2 protein-coding genes are annotated in these 367 nt (G+C 31.6%); both read left to right on the forward strand.

Going from position 1 to position 367, the window contains the following annotated elements:
* On the forward strand, window positions 1-159 hold a 159-nt coding region (locus tag SB775_RS27850; protein ID WP_410864386.1), incomplete at its 5' end, for a prolipoprotein diacylglyceryl transferase family protein.
* 67 nt (window positions 160-226) lie between these two features.
* Window positions 227-367, forward strand: a 141-nt coding sequence (locus SB775_RS27855; RefSeq protein WP_410864388.1) for an HAD hydrolase-like protein, incomplete at its 3' end; no start/stop codon positions are given.

The raw sequence follows: 367 nt of genomic DNA on the forward strand, positions 1-367 counted from the left end.
GGACGCTTCTTCGTAGAAGGTTTGCGTACAGATAGTTTAATGTTAGGACCACTTCGTATTGCACAAGTAATGTCTATTGGAATTGTTGTTATTTCTATCATTTTCATTATTGTGAGACGAAAAATGGGGCAAGCTGATAAAAGATATTCGGAAAATTAGAGAAAAGTAGCATCTTATTATAAGATGCTGCTTCTTTCATATTCAGGAAAGAGAAGGGACTAAGGCAATGAGAATAAATACAGTGTTATTTGATTTAGATGGAACGTTAATTAATACAAATGAACTTATTATCTCTTCTTTTTTACATAAGTTAAATCACTATTATTCTAATCAGTATAAGCGTGAAGATGTATTGCCATTTATCGGT

This window comes from Peribacillus sp. SIMBA_075 (assembly GCF_046534585.1).